This is a genomic window from Rhodococcus sp. WAY2, from assembly GCF_009859915.1.
Lineage (GTDB): Bacteria > Actinomycetota > Actinomycetes > Mycobacteriales > Mycobacteriaceae > Rhodococcus_F > Rhodococcus_F oxybenzonivorans.
Genome location: NZ_CP046572.1, coordinates 1,833,675 through 1,850,220 on the forward strand (window position 1 = coordinate 1,833,675; position 16,546 = coordinate 1,850,220).

General features: G+C 66.6%; 15 protein-coding genes. 7 read left to right on the plus strand and 8 right to left on the minus strand.

Features of this window, described 5'->3' with window-relative positions; all coding sequences use genetic code 11:
- Position 1: 1 nt before the first annotated feature.
- Genes GFS60_RS08600 through GFS60_RS08610 form a run of 3 tightly spaced genes read right to left on the minus strand, consistent with a single transcriptional unit; the run spans position 2 to position 1,974 of the window.
- Positions 2 to 946, minus strand: a complete 945-nt coding sequence (locus GFS60_RS08600) for a serine/threonine dehydratase (RefSeq protein WP_159920413.1) — start codon at positions 944 to 946, stop codon at positions 2 to 4.
- 32 nt (positions 947 to 978) lie between these two features.
- On the minus strand, positions 979 to 1,407 hold the full coding sequence (locus tag GFS60_RS08605; protein ID WP_159920415.1) for a PaaI family thioesterase: 429 nt from the start codon (positions 1,405 to 1,407) through the stop codon (positions 979 to 981).
- 3 nt (positions 1,408 to 1,410) lie between these two features.
- Positions 1,411 to 1,974: a TetR/AcrR family transcriptional regulator gene (locus GFS60_RS08610; RefSeq protein WP_159920417.1), complete on the minus strand. Its 564-nt coding sequence runs from the start codon at positions 1,972 to 1,974 to the stop codon at positions 1,411 to 1,413.
- A gap of 164 nt (positions 1,975 to 2,138) precedes the next feature.
- Here GFS60_RS08610 and GFS60_RS08615 point away from each other — a divergent pair, with 164 nt between their 5' ends.
- On the plus strand, positions 2,139 to 3,290 hold the full coding sequence (locus GFS60_RS08615; protein ID WP_159926985.1) for an adenylate/guanylate cyclase domain-containing protein: 1,152 nt from the start codon (positions 2,139 to 2,141) through the stop codon (positions 3,288 to 3,290).
- A 12-nt stretch (positions 3,291 to 3,302) separates the two neighbouring features.
- On the opposite strand, the gene GFS60_RS08620 is transcribed toward GFS60_RS08615, so the two are convergent.
- Positions 3,303 to 3,500 carry a hypothetical protein gene (locus GFS60_RS08620; protein ID WP_159920419.1) on the minus strand — a complete coding sequence of 66 codons (198 nt, stop codon included), beginning with the start codon at positions 3,498 to 3,500 and terminating at the stop codon, positions 3,303 to 3,305.
- 73 nt (positions 3,501 to 3,573) lie between these two features.
- The gene (gene pepN, locus GFS60_RS08625) at positions 3,574 to 6,093 is read right to left on the minus strand and encodes an aminopeptidase N (protein WP_159920421.1); all 2,520 of its coding nucleotides are present in this window, start codon (positions 6,091 to 6,093) and stop codon (positions 3,574 to 3,576) included.
- Positions 6,094 to 6,184: 91 nt separating this feature from the next.
- Here pepN and GFS60_RS08630 point away from each other — a divergent pair, with 91 nt between their 5' ends.
- Positions 6,185 to 6,736, plus strand: coding sequence for a TetR/AcrR family transcriptional regulator (locus GFS60_RS08630; protein WP_159920423.1), 552 nt, complete (start codon positions 6,185 to 6,187; stop codon positions 6,734 to 6,736).
- A 219-nt stretch (positions 6,737 to 6,955) separates the two neighbouring features.
- Positions 6,956 to 8,551: a GMC oxidoreductase gene (locus tag GFS60_RS08635; RefSeq protein ID WP_159920425.1), complete on the plus strand. Its 1,596-nt coding sequence runs from the start codon at positions 6,956 to 6,958 to the stop codon at positions 8,549 to 8,551.
- A gap of 18 nt (positions 8,552 to 8,569) precedes the next feature.
- On the opposite strand, the gene GFS60_RS08640 is transcribed toward GFS60_RS08635, so the two are convergent.
- The 3 genes from GFS60_RS08640 to GFS60_RS08650 all read right to left on the minus strand — a co-directional run bounded on the left by GFS60_RS08640 (position 8,570) and on the right by GFS60_RS08650 (position 11,184).
- Entirely contained in the window at positions 8,570 to 9,421 is an 852-nt protein-coding gene (locus GFS60_RS08640) for an EamA family transporter (RefSeq protein WP_159920427.1), read from the minus strand.
- Positions 9,422 to 9,482: 61 nt separating this feature from the next.
- Positions 9,483 to 10,283 (minus strand): crotonase/enoyl-CoA hydratase family protein, encoded by an 801-nt coding sequence (locus GFS60_RS08645; RefSeq protein ID WP_159920429.1) that lies wholly within the window; start codon positions 10,281 to 10,283, stop codon positions 9,483 to 9,485.
- A gap of 58 nt (positions 10,284 to 10,341) precedes the next feature.
- Positions 10,342 to 11,184 (minus strand): SDR family oxidoreductase, encoded by an 843-nt coding sequence (locus GFS60_RS08650; protein WP_159926986.1) that lies wholly within the window; start codon positions 11,182 to 11,184, stop codon positions 10,342 to 10,344.
- 119 nt (positions 11,185 to 11,303) lie between these two features.
- Here GFS60_RS08650 and GFS60_RS08655 point away from each other — a divergent pair, with 119 nt between their 5' ends.
- From GFS60_RS08655 to GFS60_RS08670, 4 genes are read left to right on the plus strand one after another with little or no spacing between them, the layout of a single operon-like run.
- Positions 11,304 to 12,095: a TIGR03084 family metal-binding protein gene (locus GFS60_RS08655; RefSeq protein ID WP_159920431.1), complete on the plus strand. Its 792-nt coding sequence runs from the start codon at positions 11,304 to 11,306 to the stop codon at positions 12,093 to 12,095.
- Positions 12,092 to 13,798, plus strand: a complete 1,707-nt coding sequence (locus GFS60_RS08660) for an acyclic terpene utilization AtuA family protein (protein ID WP_159920433.1) — start codon at positions 12,092 to 12,094, stop codon at positions 13,796 to 13,798. The genes GFS60_RS08655 and GFS60_RS08660 overlap by 4 nt, the downstream gene beginning before the upstream one ends.
- The gene (locus GFS60_RS08665; protein WP_159920435.1) at positions 13,795 to 14,943 is read left to right on the plus strand and encodes an acyl-CoA dehydrogenase family protein; all 1,149 of its coding nucleotides are present in this window, start codon (positions 13,795 to 13,797) and stop codon (positions 14,941 to 14,943) included. Before GFS60_RS08660 ends, GFS60_RS08665 begins: the two co-directional genes overlap by 4 nt.
- On the plus strand, positions 14,940 to 16,538 hold the full coding sequence (locus GFS60_RS08670; protein WP_159920437.1) for an acyl-CoA carboxylase subunit beta: 1,599 nt from the start codon (positions 14,940 to 14,942) through the stop codon (positions 16,536 to 16,538). Before GFS60_RS08665 ends, GFS60_RS08670 begins: the two co-directional genes overlap by 4 nt.
- Positions 16,539 to 16,546 lie beyond the last annotated feature (8 nt).

Sequence of the window (16,546 nt, forward strand, 5' to 3'; positions counted from 1 at the left end):
TTCAGTAGCTGGTCAGTGCGGTGTTGGCCCCGCACAGGACGACACACAGCGGTCGATCCGACGGCGGTACGAGTTCGCCGGTGAGGATCGCGGCGAGCGCCGCCGCCGTGCCGTGTTCGACGACGATCCGGAACTCCTCCCACAGGAGCGTTCGCGCGTCGAGCAGTGCGCTGTCGTCCACGACGAGGCTGTCGACGGGCCGCCCAGACACGGTGGCCCACGCGATCGAGCCGATCTGGGTGGCCCCGAGAGAGTCGCCGGCAATGCTGTCGATGTCGATGTCCACGGGACGGCGTGCCGCGACGGCCGTGTGCAGGGTGGCCGCGCCGCGCGGTTCCACACCGATGATGGCGTCGTCGTCGCGGCTACCCGCGACGATGCCCGACAGCAGTCCGCCGCCGCCTACGGCGACCACGTAGGTGACAGGTTCGGGGACGTCGTCCTGGATCTCGAGGGCGATGGTGCCCGCTCCCGCGACGATGTCCGGAAGGTCGTAGGCGTGCAGCGCCAGTGCGTTCGACGACTCGGCGAGCTCTGCGGCGTACGCGGCGGCCTCCGCATAGCGGTCGCCCACCGTGCGGACATCCGCCCCCAGCGCCCGCAGCTTCTCGATCTTGATGTCGGGCGCGGTGTTCGGCACCACCACGGTGCATCTCACACCGCGCAGGCGTGACGCCCAGGCTGCGCCGATCGCGGCGTTTCCACCGGAGGCGATGACGACCCCCGCGTCGGCGAGCTGCCCCTCCTCCTCTGCGTGAAGCATGGCGTTGAGACTGCCGCGGACCTTGAACGATCCGCCGTACTGGAGGAATTCGAGCTTGAAGATCACCGGAACGTCACCGTGGGCCGTCGGAACGGTGGCCCGGAAGGTGGGAGTTCGCCGAATCAGCCCGTCGATGCGCTCGCGCGCGTGAACGACGGAAGCATGGTCCACTGTGTCTGCCATGACATCCATCGTGTCATCTCGTGGCGGCGGTGCTACCGCGTCTGCTTGACCGTCGCGGTTCCCTGCGCGGCGGCACAGAGCACCTCTGAGCCGTCTTGCTGCACTGCGTAGATGTCGCAGCGGCACAGGGCCTGCCGCCGGGTCGCGGCGTCGGCCCGAGCGTCGGCGCGAACGATCACTCCCAGCGCCGGACGCAAGTAGGTGATCGTGAATCCGGCGGTCATGATGTTCGCTCCGAGCACGGTGCCGGCCGCGAAGGTGAGCGCATTGTCGGCGGCGTAGGACAGGACGCCGCCGTGCACGAAACCACTCTGCTGCCGTAGATCGTCACGGACGGGAATCTCGAGGGTGGTACGGCCGTCGCCGAACTGCGTCATGCGGGCGCCCACGAGCATGCTGAACGGCTGGGCTTCCAGCACGGCCCGGGCAGAGTCCGGAGTCAAGGCGACATCCACGGTCATGGTTCACTCCTGAGTTCGTAGCGACATCCACGCGGCGCGCGCCAATTCCGGGGCCACGGCGGCGGGTTCGGTGGTCATCGAGCCGGCGAGCCAGTGCCGGGAATACTCCTGCGCAGGTCCGAGCCACAGTGCGTACAGAACATCGAAGCCGAGGCGACGGACCGTGCCGTAATGCTCGTGGACACGCCACCAGTGCGTCACCTGGCGGAAGAATGCGGCGTTCTTGTCGTGCACACGCTGGTCGACGGCAGGGGGACGAGGCGCAGACAGGATCGCAGCCCTGTCCCTGTGTGTGGACACCCACGCGAGGTGGTGTACGACCGCTCCTTCGATTCCGGTCCGGGCGTCCGCGCACTCGGACAGTGCAGTCCAGAACTGATCCTGATAGTCGGTGAGTGCGCGGAGCCAGACCTGTGCGTACAGCTCGGCCTTGTTGGGGAAGTGGTGGTACACCGCACCCACGCTCGCCCCAACCTCCTGCCGGATGTCGGACAGTCGGGTCTCGAGAACTCCGCGGCGTGCGAAGTGTGCTTCCGCCGCATCCAACAACAGACTTTGAATCGGCATGCACCGAATATAGTTCGGTCTCGCCGTCCGTGGGAAGCACTTCCCGTAATCTCCGCGATCAAGGCCGTGATGCCTGCGACGATGAGGACGTGCTCAATTCCGGGGCGAAACGGCGGCTTCCGCGGCGAGTCGGCGTGCGGCTCGTGCCGCGGCCGGGAGGGTTGGTGTCCCCGGCGCCTCGATTACTGCGCCGTCCGGTTCCGCATCGTGTTCAGATCGAGAACTTCGAACGTGCCGGTCTCCTGGAGGGGCTCTCGGGTTCGGACCGTGCTGCCCGGATCGGCGTGCTCGACACGCTGGTCGCGGAGAACGTGACCATCGACGAACTACGGGCTGCGACTCAGGGCAACCGGCTCGCTCACCTGTTGCTCGAGCATGCCTTGTCGCCGAAAGGCACGTACAGCATCGAGGAAATCTCGCAGCTGGCCGGTCTCACCGTCGAGGATGCCCGCCGTTGGTTTCGTGCCATCGGCAGGGGAGCGTCCGAGGACGGGGCGTACTACAACGACGGTGATGTGAGCCTTGCGCGAGGATTGAAGCAGTACCGAGATCTGGGACTCGACGAAGGTGGAATGTTCGCGGCCGCACGCGTCATGGGCCGCAATATCTGGACGTTGGCCGATGCCGCGGAGGCCCTCCTCCAGGACCGTCTCGCGGCAGCGGGTGATCACCCGGAAGTTGCCCTGCAGTATGCGGTGGAGGTGCGCCGCATCGCAGATTTCCAGGCACAGATACTCGCGCACATTCTTGCGACGAGCCTGCGTGAACAACTGCGTTCGGACGCGGTCGGCATCGCCGGTGACTCGAACCTGCACATCCGGGGTTCACAGCAGATCGGGGTGTGTTTCGCCGATCTCGTCGGGTTCACGCTGCTCGGCGAACAGGGCGCGGCGGACGATCTGAGCCGGGTCGCGGAACGGCTCGACCGCCTGGCCACTGACCTGGTGGTCTCGCCTGTGCGATTGGTGAAGACGATCGGGGACGCGGTCATGCTGGTGTCGTGGGATGCCTCCGCGCTCGCGGGCGCCGCACTCGACCTCGTCGATGCCGCCCGTCTGGAAGGATTGCCACCACTTCGGGCCGGCATCGACTGGGGAACCGCAGTGCCGAGCGCGGGCGACTGGTTCGGTCGACCGGTCAACATGGCGTCCCGCGTGGTGGCCGTCGCACCCGCCCACGAGGTGGTGGTCACCGGTGAGTTTTACGACGAACTGGACACCGACGACTTCTGGTGCGAACCGGCCGGCAGCCACAGGCTGAAGGGCATCGATTCGCCTCGGGAACTTTTCGCGATCGGCCGACGATCCGTCGCCTGAGTAACAGTTCTGCTAGAGCTTGTAGGACCCCGCGAAAATCGAGATTCCCGGCTTTCGGCTCTCGACCTTGGTGTCCACGTGCAGGTCGGCGTAACCATCCTTGCCCTCGCGGAGCATTCGGGGACCGACGATCTCCTGCAGGACGTGTTCCTCCGCCGACTCGAACGACGTGTCCGACGGGAGTTCGACCTCGAAACTGTGCTGGTCCACGAGTGTCCTTTCCTGGTACTTCCGCGGGCGAATGCCGGTCCCGTCTCGATGATATGGGCTCCTCGCCCGCGCGTCAGGGTTCGTCCGAGGGCGTGCGCGTCCCGAATCCGGAGTTGAACTCCTGCGCCCGGAGATCGCGCGCGAGATGGTCGCGTTGCTCGACGATCAGTCTTCGCAGAGCGCCCGGTGCGTCGGCGTTCGCTGCGAGCCAGGCGTCGGCCGCGGCGAGGTTCGTGTCCCGGGGGAACAAGCCGGTCACCACCCGGCGTGCCATCTCGATGCTCCGGTCCCGCCAGGTCGGACGCACTGCGGCGAAATAGTCCTCCGCGAACGGTGCGGCGAGGTCACGGCGTGCTCCCGCGAGAAATCCGCTGATGGTGGCGTCGAGGTGATCGTTCGACAGCGAGTGGTCGTGGAAGATGGACGCCCAGGCCTCCGACTTGACGGCGACTTCCGGACGGGCCGACATCGCACGCAGGTACGCGGTGCGACCGGACCCGGTGTCGTCCCGCTGCCATTCGGCGTGCAGGTCGGTGTCATCGGCATGATCGGTGGCGGCGAGAGCGAGCCACAACGCCCACCGCAGGTCGGGGTCGAGAGACAGTCCGGACGGCGGCGGTGCACTGCCATCGAGAATCGATCGAATATCCGCCGCCCGGCCTCCGTCGGTTGTCGCAACGGCGGCGACAGCGCGCGCCCAGGTGAGCTGGGCACCGGAATCACTGACGAACATTTCGTTCCAGGTGTGCTCGAGCCATCGCCTGCGGGCGTCCGCTCGGGCGGATTCGGGTAGGTAGTGCTCGATCGCGAAGGGCGCATTCGACAGCACCGAGGTCAGGAGAGCCGGGTTGGACTCCGTAGGCGAGAACCGCTGCGCCATGGCAAGATAGCGGGCTGCCTCCAGTTCACTGTCCCGCGTCGCATTCCAGAGGGACGACCAGATCAGCCCGCGTGCCAACGGGTCGCGAACCCGGTCGAGGGAGTTCTCCACCGTGGTCAGCGAGCGAGTGTCGAGGCGCACCTTCGCATACGTCAGATCGGCGTCGTTCGGTAGCACCAGCGGGGCATCTGAGAGGTCGACAGGAGTGTGCGAGGTGGTGATGTCAATTTCGGATCGCTCGGTGCACACCAGGTCGCCGGCTTCATCGAAGTCGTACATGCCGATCGCCAGCCGGTGCGGTCGGGGATCGGTCTGCGAAAGAGTCGCGCCGCCCCCGTCGTTGCGCTCCAGGGCCAGAGTCGATACTCCGCTGGTCTGCAACCAGGCGTCGGCCCAGCTGGTCAGGTCGCGACCGGATGTGCCGGACAGCTCGGTCAGCAGATCGGCCAAGGTGGTGTTTCCGAAGGCATGGGCGCGGAAGTAGCGGCGAGCGCCCTCGAAGAAGGCGTCCCGACCCACGTAGGACGCGAGCTGCTTCAGCACACTGGCGCCCTTGGCGTAGGTGATGCCGTCGAAATTGAGCTTCGCGGCTTCGAGGTCGACGATGTCGGCCACGATGGGATGGGTCGTCGGGAGCTGGTCCTGGAGATAAGCCCAGGCCTTGCGCCGGTTGGCGAACGCCACCCACGCCTGTGTCCACCGCGTCGCCTCGGCACTGGCGAGTGACCCCATGTAGTCGGCAAACGACTCCTTGAGCCACAAATCGTCCCACCACACCATGGTGACGAGGTCACCGAACCACATGTGCGCCATCTCGTGGAGGATCGTGTTGGCCCGGCCCTCGTACTGGGCATCGGTCGCCGACCCACGGAACACGTACGCCTCGGTGAAGGTGACGCAGCCCGGATTCTCCATGGCCCCGAGGTTGTACTCGGGCACGAAGACCTGGTCGTACTTACCCCACGGATACGGGTAGTCGAAGGCGTCGGCGAAGAAGTCCAAGCCCTGCTGAGTGATGTCGAAAATCGTGTCGGCGTCCAGATATCGTGCCAGGGATGCCCGGCACAGGACGCTCAGCGGAACTGTGAGGTTTCCTCTCTGCCAGGAGGATTCGACCCTGTGGTACGGACCGGCCACGACCGCGGTGATGTAGGTGGACAGGGGCAAGGTAGCTGCGAAGGTGACGACCTGGCCGTCCCTCACGGTGTCGCGACGGTCGACGTACTGGTTGGAGATCACTTCCCAGCCGCGTGGCGCGGTGACGACGAAGGTGAACGAAGCCTTGAGGTCGGGTTGTTCGAAGCACGGGAAAACCCGGCGGGCGTCGGCCGGCTCGTACTGGGTGTACAGGTACGTCTGTCCGTCGGACGGGTCGACGAACCGGTGCAGACCCTCCCCGCTGCGCGAGTAGTCGCCGTGTGCGACGACGGTCACGACGGATGATTCCCGTAGTCCGGTCAATGCGATGCGTGCACCGTCGTACTGCACATCCACCGCGGTTCCGTCGACGGTCACCGACTCCACCCGGGCACCGATGAAGTCCAGCCAGGTCTCGGGGGAGTGCGAGGTGAATTCCACCGTGGTGGTGGTGCTGAAGGTGTCCACGCCGGGATGCACGGCACCGAGTAGGTCGAGCTCCACTCGGTACCGGAGCACCTCGATCGACCGGCTGCGTTCGGCTGTTTCGGCCCGGGACAGGTTCGCGGTACTCACGGCGTCGATACTGCCAGGCGGAGAAGGCTCGCGGAGAGAGACGGTGCGGCGGCCGGGCGACCACATGAGGGCGGTACCCGATAATGGCCCCATGCGGTCGCGGAGGAAGATCCTGGATGCCACGCTCGAGTTGATCAGAAGTGACGGCTTCGACGGGGTCACCATCGCGGCGGTGGCTCAGGCCGCGGGCGTCACGCGGCAAACCGTCTACTCCATCTTCGGGTCACGCGAGGAACTGGTGTCGCAGGCGATCGCCGGCCTTGCGGTGGAGGTGGTGGGCGGCATCCGTTCCCGCTTGGACGCCACCGACACGCCCTTCGAGCTCGTCGTCGAGCTTGTCGTCGCCAGTCGGGCTGCGGTGCACGCGGACCCGGTCCTCGCGGCACTGCTCCAGGCCGAGCAGGGAAACCCTCTTTTCGACGCGGGAATGATGCGTCGCGCCAAACCCGTTGCACGCGAGTTGCTCTCACCCCTCGTTGATCGCTACCCCGACACGCAGACGTACCTGGACGACATCGTCGAAATTCTGGTCCGCCTGGGACTCTCGGTCATCATGTTCGACGACGAAGCCGTTCACGCCGACGACGACCTGCGCAGGTTTCTCACCCGCTGGCTACTGCCGGCGATGCCCTTCGGCTCGTGACGACCCGGCGCGGTGTGCGCCCCAGGTTCCGCCTCTCGAACAAACGAGTTTCTTGACACATCTTCGATCGAGTGTCTAGTTTTGACCTCGCCTGAGGGATTGCTTCGGGCGCTCTGCCCGCAAAGTGCGTCCGGTTGGCCGGCTCACGCGTGATGTGACCACGTCGACCTGTCTTGTCATCTCGCCGAGTACGTCTTCACCGAGAGCTGGGGGAAAGCTGTGTCTGCACTCAATCGCCGGTCCTTTCTGACGGGCGCGGCCGCCGCGGGAATTGCGTTGGCGAGCCCGCGTGTTGCCCAGGCCGGCGTCAGTCGCGAGGACCGTGGTGCGCGAACCTCGGTCACCCGCGAAAGTCATCGGGTGATCGTCGTCGGATCCGGATTCGGGGGTGGTGTCGCAGCTCTTCGTCTTGCCGAGGCGGGCGTGCCGGTACTCGTGCTCGAACGCGGAATGCGTTGGCCCACAGGGCCCAATGCGGAGACTTTTCCGCGGGCTACAGCTCCGGACAAACGGATCCTCTGGTACGAATCCAGCCCACAGCTCTTCGGCACGCCGGTGGCGATGGAGCCGCACGCAGGTCTCCTCGAGGCGGTGCTCGGTGAGAACATGACCGCACTGTGCGCTGCGGGAGTCGGCGGCGGATCCTTGGTATATCAAGGGATGACGCTGCAGCCGGCCGAGGCCGTCTTCAACACTCATTTCCCGGAGGCGCTCGACTGGGTGAGCATGGACAGGATTCACTATCCGCGGGTCGCTCGCATGCTGAAACTCGCGGTCGCTCCCGACGAACTGGTCGCCAGCCCGAACTACCGAGCTGCAAGGGTATTCGAGCAGAACGTCACGCGTGCCGGTCTTCCCGTGGCGAAAATTCCGATGCCGATCGACTGGAACTACGCGCTCGACGAGGTCCACGGGCGCGTGAAAGCGTCGTATACCAATGGCGACGGCGCTCTCGGCGTGAACAACGGCGGTAAACACTCGGTCGACGTCACGTACATCGCCGCCGCCGAGGCGACCGGGCGCGTGACAGTGGAGATCCTGCACCAGGTCACCGACGTCGAGCGGGCCAAGGATGGCCGATGGATCGTGCACGTCGACCGGATCGACTCGTCCGGCAGAGTCCTCGAGAAGAAGATACTCACGACGACCGCTCTGGTGATGGCCGCCGGCAGTGTGAACACCACCAAGCTGCTGGTGCGGGCGTCGGCAAAGGGACAGATTCCGGACCTACCCGACCAATTGGGCGCCGGTTGGGGTACCAATGCCGACCGAATCTATGTGTGGACAAGCCTCGAAGAGGAATTCGGCGCTCCGCAGGGCGGCCCGGTGGTCTACGGCAGTCTGAACTGGGACGACCCCTCGTCCGCTCACACGGTCATCCAGGCGTCGATACCACCGCTCTCCTTCGACGCCCGCAGCACCATGCTCGTCGGGTACGGCGTCAGTGAGGGCCGTGGCAGCATTGCCTACGACTCGGCGAATGACGGCGCTGTATTGCGTTGGCCGAAGGAAGGTGACGCAGTCATTCAGCAGGGTCATATCGATCCGACCGTGCGAAGAATCGCCGGACCGGGAAGCATACTCTCGGATACAAATTCGGGATTCCCCTCCACCTGGCATCCGCTGGGCGGTGCCTGCATGGGCGCGGTGTGCGACCTCGAAGGCCGCGTGCACGGCCAGCGCGGGCTGTACGTGCTCGACGGTGCCCTGATGCCCGGCAACACCGCCGCGTGCAACCCGTCGATGACGATCGCCGCTGTGGCCGAGCGCGCATTGGACCGCATTGTCGCTGCCGACGTCGGGACCCTGATATGAACTGGACGCGGAGAGGAACTACCTGTTACTCAGCACCGACCCGATGCCGGCGGCGACGACGAGCGCGATCGCGGCCAGCGTCTGCAGTCCCAGTACCTGCCCGAGGACGAGAACCCCGGCGAGCGTGGCAGCAGCCGGCTCGAGCGCGATGAGGATGGCGAACACCTTCTTGCTCATCACCTGTAGCGCCCGCAGTTCGAGAGTGTACGGAATGACCGAAGACAGCAGAGCCACCGCGGCGCCCACCGCCAGAGTGCGGGGATCGAACAGTGCTGTCCCGCCTGAAATCACACCGAGAGGCAGCGTGAGCACCGCAGCGACGATGCTGGCACCGGCCAGGCCGTCAGCGCTCGGAACCGTCGCCGCCAAGTGGGAACCGGCGACGATGTAGCCCGCCCACGCCGCCCCCGCAATGAGGGCGAACGCAACACCGACGGCGTCCAGCGCCTCGGTGCCCGTGTCCCGCAATCCGAGGATCACCACTCCCGCGAGAGCCGCCAGCACCCACACGCCGTCGCGGAGTCGCCGCGACAAGACGGCGGCCAGGGTGAGCGGCCCCAGGAACTCGATGGTGACGGTGGTGCCCAACGGTAGCCGCGCCAGCGCCTCGTAGAAGGCCGAATTCATCACTGCGAGAGCAAGTCCCAGGGCGATAATGCCCTCTCGTTGCGGTCGCGTCCACCGATGCCATCGTGGACGGACCAGAATGCCGAGGATCAGTGCGGCGACGGTGAGCCGCAGTGCCACGGCGCCCGACGCGCCCACCGTGTCGAACAAGGTGCTCCCGAAGGCGGCGCCGAACTGGACGGACAACACCGATCCGAGGACCGACAGGACAGGGACGAGCCGGTTGGGGGACGTTCCGGTCACGGGCGCTGTGTCTCCGCCGCAGCGGTGCGGTGAACCTGTCTTACGGCCGGGCGGAACCGATTCACTGCCCCGTGAAGTTCGGTGTCCGGCGATCGAGCATCGCCCCGACCGCTTCGTGGTGGTCGGCGGTGTGGTGCGCGAGCGCTTGCATCGCCGCCGAGAGTTCGAGCAGGCTTTCGAGGCTGTGTTGACGTCCCTCGCGGAGCAGCTTCTTGGTCATTCGAAGCACCTGGGGTGGGTTGACCGCCACCCGGTCGGCCAGCGCGCGCGCCGCCGGCAGCAACTGGTCGGGCTCGGTCACCTGGGAGACGAGTCCCCACTCGAGGGCTTTGGCGGCGTCGATCGCGTCACCGGTGAACGCCATCTCGCTGGCGCGCGCCATGCCGATGGCCTGCGGAAGAAACCAGGCGCCCCCGTCGCCGGGGACGAGGCCGACCTTGACGAAACTCTCCGCGAAGACTGCGGCGGTGGAGGCGATCCGCATGTCACACATCAACGAGAGGTCGCAACCCGCACCGATTGCCGGCCCGTTGACGGCGGCAATGGTCGGTACCTCGCAGTGGTACAGGGCGAGTGGGATGCGCTGGATACCGTGGCGGTAGCCCTGCCGGATTTCGGCGGGGGAGCCGCCGAACATTCCTTCGCGGTTCTGCATGTGCTTGACGTTGCCGCCGGAAGAGAACGCCGAACCGGAACCGGTGATGATGGCGGCGCGCACGCTGGGGTCACCGTTGACCTCGGCCACCGCGTTCTCGAGTGCCTCGATCACGTCGGGCTCGGAGATCGGGTTGCGGGCCTCGGGACGATTGAGCGTCCACGTGATGATGTCGCCATCGCGGGTGGTGAGCACAGCGTCGGTCATGTACGGCTCCCTCTGGGTGTGTGCGGCTTTCGGATCAGAGCCAAGTCTTGCATTCCGGCTAGATGCCGGCCCGCCGCACCAACGCGTCGGTGAGGGTCGGCGCGAAGAAGCCCAGAACCCGGAACAGCTCCCCATATCCCGGAAGCAACTCCACGGGCCGCGTCCGGACGGCGGTGACGAACCATTCGGCCGCCTGCTCCGGGGACAACGCCGCCATCGAGTCGTAGTCCGCGGTCGGGGCGATCATCGGCGTCCGCACCAGAGGCAGGTCGAGGGTGGTCACGGCGATGCCGCGATCGCGAAGTTCGGCACCGAGGCTGCGGCCGAACGCGCCGACCGCCGCCTTCGACGCGTGGTAGGCGGAGAATTTGGGCATCACACCCGCGGGCACGCCCCACGTGGCCACGTTGATGATGTGGCCGTCGCGGCGCTCGAGCATCGACGGAAGCAACGCGAGAGTGAGCCGGGTCGAACCGAAGTAGTTGATCGCCATGGTGCGCTCGTAGTCGTGGAAGCGGTCGAGCGAATCTTCGACCGTCCGCCGGATCGAGCGTCCGGCGTTGTTGACGAGGACGTCGACAGGGCCGATATCGCCGAGCACCCGGGACACCATGGCGTCGATCGAGTCGGGGTCGGTCAGATCGCAGGGAACGGCGTGCGCGTCGCACCCTGCACGCAGGATGTCGTCGCGGACGGCTTCGAGGGCTTCGGCGCCTCGGGCGACGAGCACGACCTCCGCCCCGAGATGTGCCAGTCGGCGTGCCGCGGCCTCGCCGACACCCGACGAACCCCCGGTGACCAGGATGCGCTTCCCGGCTACCCGATGTCCCGACTTCGGTACGAGGCGCGTCGCGAGTGTCCGCGGCGAGGGGAGAGGATTCAGTGCCGCCTGGGTGAGCAACTGTCGGATCACGTCCCCAGCGTGGCAGCAGACCGCCCGCAATGCACCCGGCGACACGGCAAGGACGAAAACAATCAGTCGTGCTTGCTTTTTTACGGGGTGGGTGTGATGCTGGTCGCATGGCCGAACTGCAGAGGTTCATCGATGACGTGTGTGCCGAGAGCGAAGCGTTGGATGCGCTGGTCGCAGACCTCCCGGACTCCCGATGGGCAGACCCCACACCCGCGGAGGGATGGACGATCGCCCACCAGATCGGGCATCTGCTCTGGACCGATCGAGCCGCTCTGCTGGCGATCACCGACCCCGACGCGTTCACCACGCAGCTGGCGGTCGCCGCGGCAGACCCGGCAGGTTTCGTCGACGCCGGTGCCCGCGAGTTCGCGAGCCTCCCGCCGGCGCAGCTCCTCGAGGACTGGCGGACGACCCGTGCACAGCTCGCCGACGCTCTGGCCGCGGTGCCGCCCGACCAGAAAATCCTGTGGTACGGACCGCCGATGAAGGCGGCGTCCATGGCGACGGCCCGCTTGATGGAGACCTGGGCGCACGGCCAGGACGTGGCCGACGCTCTAGGAGTGACACAGACACCCACGGCGAGGCTGAGAAGCATCGCCCACCTCGGTGTCCGCACCCGCGACTTCGCCTACGCCGTCAACGAGCTTCCTGCGCCGTCCGAGGAATTCCGCGTAGAACTGACCGCGCCCGGTGGTTCGTCTTCGTGGACATGGGGACCCGAGGACGCCGCCCAGCGGGTGACCGGACCGGCAGAAGACTTCTGCCTGCTCGTCACCCAGCGGGCGAATCGGGCAGACCTTGCTCTCGTCGCGACCGGACCGGACGCCGACCAATGGCTCGACATCGCACAGGCTTTCGCGGGTCCCGCCGGCGGGGGACGGGAGGCGGGGTCGCGATGACGGTGCGGATCGGCAACTGTTCCGGCTTTTACGGTGACCGCCTGTCGGCGATGCGCGAGATGCTCGAGGGCGGCGAACTCGACTACCTGACCGGTGACTATCTCGCCGAGCTGACCATGTTGATCCTCGGTCGTGACCGCATGAAGGACCCCGATCGGGGATACGCCAAAACGTTTCTCCGCCAGGCTGAAGACTGCCTCGGACTGGCCCTGGACAAGGGCGTCCGCATCGTCGCCAACGCAGGTGGCCTCAATCCCGCAGGTCTGGCCGCGGCGCTGCGCGCGGTGAACGACACGCTGGGGCTGCAGGCAAAGATCGCTCACGTCGAGGGTGACGACTTGATCGGGCGGGCCGTGGAACTCGGACTGGGCAGTCCGCTGACCGCCAATGCCTATCTCGGAGCGTGGGGAATCGTCGAATGCCTGAACGCCGGGGCCGACGTGGTGGTCACCGGCCGTGTCACCGACGCCTCGGTGATCGTGGGACCGGCGGCTGCGCACTTCGGGTGGCAACGGGGCGACTTCGATCAGCTGGCGGGTGCGGTGGTGGCGGGTCACGTCATCGAGTGCGGCACCCAGGCCACCGGGGGCAACTACGCATTCTTCACCGAGATCGCCGACCTCGACCGGCCCGGTTTTCCGATCGCCGAGATCGACGCGGACGGATCCTCGGTCATCACCAAGCACCCCGGAACGGGTGGGGCGGTGACTGCCGGAACCGTGACCGCGCAGCTGCTGTACGAGATCACGGGCGGCCGGTACGCCGGCCCCGACGTAACGGCCCGGATCGACACCGCCGAGCTGTCCGACGACGGCGCCGATCGTGTCCGCATCAGCGGGGTCACGGGTGAGCCGCCGCCGCCTCAGCTGAAAGTCTCGTTGAACACGCTGGCCGGGTTCCGGAACGAGGCCGTGTTCGTCCTGACCGGCCTCGACATCGAGGCCAAGGCGGCGCTGGTGCGGAGACAACTCGAGAGTGGGCTGACCATCCGTCCGGCCGAACTGGAGTGGTCGCTCGCCCGTACCGACCACCCGGACGCCGATACCGAGGAAGCCGCGAGCGCGCTGCTGCGGTGTGTGGTTCGCGATTCCGACGCCGCCGCGGTGGGTCGCAGCTTCTCCTCGCTCGCAGTCGAACTCGCACTCGCCAGCTATCCCGGCTTCACGCTCACCGCCCCACCCGGGCAGGGGCAGCCCTATGGGGTGTTCACGCCCGGGTACGTGCACGCCAAGGAAGTTCCGCACGTCGCGGTACTGCCGGACGGCGCCCGCGCCGACATCGAGCCGTCTCCCGAGGTGCGTGAACTCGAGGACGTCGACGATCCGGTACTTCCGGGGCCACCGCCCGATGGACCGACGACGCGCTGCCCCCTCGGCACCATTGCCGGTGCCCGCAGCGGCGACAAGGGCGGGAACGCCAACGTCGGTGTGTGGGTCCGTACCGACGAACAGTGGCGGTGGCTGGTCCACACCCTGACAGTCGACGAAGTGAAACGACTCCTCCCGGAGGCTGCCGACCTCCCCGTCACGCGGTACGTGCTGCCGAAATTGCGCGCCGTCAACTTCGTCATCGAGGGAATTCTCGGGCAGGGCGTGGCGTCCCAGGCCCGATTCGACCCGCAGGCCAAGGGTCTCGGTGAATGGCTGCGATCCAGGCACGTCGATATTCCGAAAGCACTCCTCCCCGAAGGGACAAGTTCGTGAACGTGTGGGACACACCGGAACGGCAGGAGCTGCGCAAGACCGTGCGCGGTTTCGTCGAGAGACAGATACTTCCGCACCTCGCGGACTGGGAGCGTGACGGTGAGATTCCGCGCGCACTGCACCGTGAGGCAGCCGAACTGGGGCTGATGGGCGCCGGATTTCCGGAGTCCGTCGGCGGCGAGGGCGGGGATCTGGTAGACGCGGTCCTCATCTGCGAGGAGATGCACCAGGCCGGCGCGTCGGGTGGTCTGTTCGCGTCTCTGTTCACCTCGGGCATCGCCCTGCCGCACCTGGCAGCGGCCGGTGACCCGGAGCAGATCGAGAAGTGGGTGCGGCCCACCCTGCGCGGAGACCTCATCGGCTCGCTCGCCATCACGGAACCGGGCGGCGGCTCCGACGTCGGACACCTGCGGACCACCGCGGTGCGCGACGGCGACCACTTCGTCGTCAACGGTTCCAAAACCTTCATCACCTCCGCGTGCCGCGCCGACTTCGTGGTCACCGCGGTACGCACCGGCGGACCCGGCGCCGCCGGTGTGTCCCTCCTCGTGATCGAGAAGGGAACACCCGGTTTCGAGGTGGCCCGCAAACTCGACAAGATGGGATGGCGCGCCTCCGACACCGCGGAGTTGTCGTTCATCGACGCGCGTGTGCCGGTCGCCAACCTCGTCGGCGCCGAGAACAGCGGATTCTCACAGATCGCCCAGGCATTTCTCACCGAACGCATCGCGCTTGCCGCCCAAGCGTATTCGAGTGCGCAGCGGTGCCTCGACCTCACGTTGGCGTGGGTCCGCGACCGCGAAACCTTCGGGCGCCCCCTGATCAGCAGGCAGGCAGTGCAGAACACGGTCACGGAAATGGCCCGGAAGATCGATGTGGCCCGGGTGTACACCCGGACTCTGGTCGAGCGGTCGCTCGAGTCGAACGAGGACTTCATCGCGGAGGTGTGTTTCGCGAAGAACACCGCGGTGGAGTCGGGCGAATGGGTGGCCAACCAGGCTGTTCAGCTGTTCGGCGGGCTCGGTTACATGCGGGAGAGCGAAGTGGAGCGGCAGTACCGCGACATGCGCATCTTGGGAATCGGCGGGGGCACCACGGAGATACTGACCGGCCTTGCCGCCAAGCGATTGGGGTATCAGGCATGACGACGCTGAAGTCGACCCTCGACACCGGCTCGGACGAGTACGCGGCCGCGGCGAAAGCCATGACCGACAAACTCTCCGAGATCGACACCGAACACGCCAAGGCGCTCGCCGGCGGCGGGGAGAAGTACACCGAACGGCACAAGAAACGCGGAAAGCTCCTCGCCCGGGAGCGCATCGAATTGCTGCTGGACCCCGACTCGCCCTTCCTCGAGTTGTGCCCGCTGGCGGCGTGGGGCAGCGAATTCCCGGTCGGTGCCAGCACCGTGGTCGGGATCGGGGTAGTCGAGGGTGTCGAGTGCCTGATCGTGGCCAACGACCCGACGGTCCGCGGCGGCACGAGCAACCCCTGGACCCTCCGGAAAGTGTTCCGCGCCAACGACATAGCGCGGCAGAACCGGCTCCCGGTCATCTCGCTGGTGGAGTCGGGCGGCGCCGACCTCCCCACCCAGAAGGAAGTGTTCATTCCCGGCGGTCGCATGTTCCGCGACCTCACCCAGCTGTCCGCGGCGGGCATCCCGACCATCGCCCTCGTCTTCGGGAACTCGACCGCCGGTGGCGCGTACATCCCGGGCATGTCCGACCACGTCGTGATGATCAAGGAACGGTCCAAGGTGTTCCTCGCCGGACCGCCCCTCGTGAAGATGGCCACCGGTGAGGAGTCGGACGACGAAACCCTCGGCGGCGCCGAAATGCACGCCCGCAAGTCCGGTCTCGCCGACTACTTCGCCGTCGACGAGCAGGACGCGATCCGGATCGGCCGCAGCATCGTCAAGCGACTGAACTGGACGAAGCAGGGTCCCGCGCCCCGGGCCGACGTCATCGAACCGCTCGCGGACCCCGAGGAACTGCTCGGCATCGTCCCCGCCGACCTCAAGATCCCGTTCGATCCACGCGAGGTGATCGCCCGCATCGTCGACGGCTCCGACTTCGACGAGTTCAAGCCGATGTACGGATCGTCACTCGTCACCGGCTGGGCCGAACTGCACGGGTATCCGATCGGCATCCTCGCCAACGCGCGCGGTGTTCTCTTCAGCGAGGAGTCGCAGAAGGCCACCCAGTTCATCCAGCTGGCCAACCGCTCGAACACCCCGCTGCTGTTCCTGCACAACACCACCGGATACATGGTGGGTAAGGAGTACGAGGAGGGCGGGATGATCAAGCACGGTTCGATGATGATCAACGCGGTCTCCAACTCCACCGTCCCGCACATCTCGATCCTCCTTGGGGCGTCGTACGGGGCCGGGCACTACGGCATGTGCGGACGCGCATTCGACCCGCGATTCCTGTTCGCCTGGCCCAGTTCCAAGTCGGCCGTCATGGGCGGTGCGCAGTTGGCGGGCGTCATCTCCATTGTCAGCCGGGCGTCGGCCGAAGCGCGCGGCCAGGCCTTCGACGAAGAGGCCGACGCCGGCATGCGGGCCATGATCGAGAACCAGATCGAGGCCGAATCGATCCCGATGTTCCTGTCCGGCCGCCTGTACGACGACGGTGTGATCGATCCCCGCGACACCCGAACCGTGGTGGGAATGTGCCTGTCGGCCATTGCCAACGCCCCGATCGAAGGCGCCGAAAACTTCGGCGTCTTCCGGATGTGAGGCAGCAC